Source organism: Novosphingobium sp. 9U, from assembly GCF_902506425.1.
Lineage (GTDB): Bacteria > Pseudomonadota > Alphaproteobacteria > Sphingomonadales > Sphingomonadaceae > Novosphingobium.
Genome location: NZ_LR732532.1, coordinates 1 through 1,590, shown reverse-complemented (window position 1 = coordinate 1,590; position 1,590 = coordinate 1). Strand labels below are relative to the sequence as shown.

Below are 1,590 nucleotides of genomic sequence, written 5' to 3'. Positions count from 1 at the left end.
GTGATGTTGTCGCCCTTGAAGCCCGAAATCGGCAGCGCAGTGAAGCTCTCGATCCCGATCGAGTGCGCGAACTCGGTATAGTCCTTCACGATCGCGTCGAACACGGCCGGATCGTAATCGACCAGGTCCATCTTGTTCACGGCCAGGACGATGTTCCTGATGCCGATGAGGTGGCACAAGTACGAGTGGCGGCGCGTCTGCACCAGCACGCCCTTGCGCGCATCGATCAGGATCACCGCGAGGTCGGCGGTCGAGGCGCCGGTGACCATGTTGCGCGTGTACTGCTCGTGGCCGGGACAGTCGGCGACGATGAACTTGCGCTTCTCGGTGTTGAAGAAGCGATAGGCGACGTCGATCGTGATGCCCTGCTCGCGCTCGGCGGCGAGGCCATCGACCAGCAGCGCGAAGTCGATGTCCTGGCCTTGCGTGCCGACCTTCTTGGAATCGGCCGAGAGCGCGTCGAGCTGATCCTCGAAGATCATCTTCGAATCGTAGAGCATGCGCCCGATCAGTGTGGACTTGCCATCGTCGACGCTGCCGCAGGTGATGAAGCGCAGCATGGTCTTGTGCTCATGGCTCTCGAGGTATGCGTTGATGTCCTCGGCGATGAGCTTGTCGGTGACGTAGACGGCGTCTTTGGTGTCGATGTCAGCCATCAGAAGTACCCCTGCTGCTTCTTCACTTCCATGCCGGCACCGCCGGCGTCCTTGTCGATCACGCGACCCTGGCGCTCAGAGGTGGTGGTGAGCAGCGTCTCCTGGATTACCTCCTCCAGCGTCTTGGCCTCGCTCTCGACCGCACCGGTCAGCGGGAAGCAACCCAGTGTGCGGAAGCGGATCGAACGCTCGGTGATCTCGGGCTTCTTGCCCAGCACCTTCTCCAGCCGCTCGATGTCGTCGGCCATGAACAGCTGGCCTTCCCACTCGAACGTCGGCCGCTTGTCCGCGAAGTAGAGCGGCACGATTGGGATGTCGTTGAGGTGGATGTACTGCCAGATGTCGAGCTCGGTCCAGTTCGAGATCGGGAAGACGCGGATCGATTCGCCCTTGTTCTTGCGCGCGTTGTAGAGATTCCACAGCTCCGGACGCTGGTTCTTCGGGTCCCAACCGTGCGAGGAGGTGCGGAACGAGAAGATGCGCTCCTTGGCTCTGGACTTCTCCTCGTCACGGCGCGCGCCGCCGAACGCTGCGTCGAAGCCATACTTGTCGAGCGCTTGCTTCAGACCTTCGGTCTTCCACATGTCGGTATGCAGCGAACCGTGATCGAACGGGTTGATGCCCTTCTCGGTCGCCTCGGGGTTTTGGTAGACCAGCAGCTCCATGCCGGACTCCTTGGCCATGCGATCGCGCAGATCGTACATCGCCTTGAACTTCCACGTGGTGTCCACATGAAGTAGCGGGAACGGCGGCGGCGAGGGATAGAACGCCTTGCGCGCCAGGTGCAGCATCACCGCGCTGTCCTTGCCCACGGAGTACAGCATCACCGGCTTTTCAGCCTCGGCAACGACCTCGCGGATGATGTGGATCGATTCGGCTTCGAGCCGTTCCAGGTGCGTGAGTGTGGTCAAAGTCCCTCTCCGTTTGCCGGGTT

General features: G+C 61.4%; 2 protein-coding genes. Both read right to left on the bottom strand.

Going from position 1 to position 1,590, the window contains the following annotated elements; all coding sequences use genetic code 11:
• The coding region (locus GV044_RS20690) for a GTP-binding protein (protein WP_236555152.1) at nucleotides 1-656 on the bottom strand (656 nt) is incomplete at its 3' end.
• A complete protein-coding gene (gene cysD, locus GV044_RS20685; RefSeq protein WP_159874363.1) occupies nucleotides 656-1,567 on the bottom strand; it encodes a sulfate adenylyltransferase subunit CysD in 912 nt (303 codons plus the stop codon). The genes cysD and GV044_RS20690, both read right to left, overlap by 1 nt.
• Between the last annotated feature and the right edge of the window lie 23 nt (nucleotides 1,568-1,590).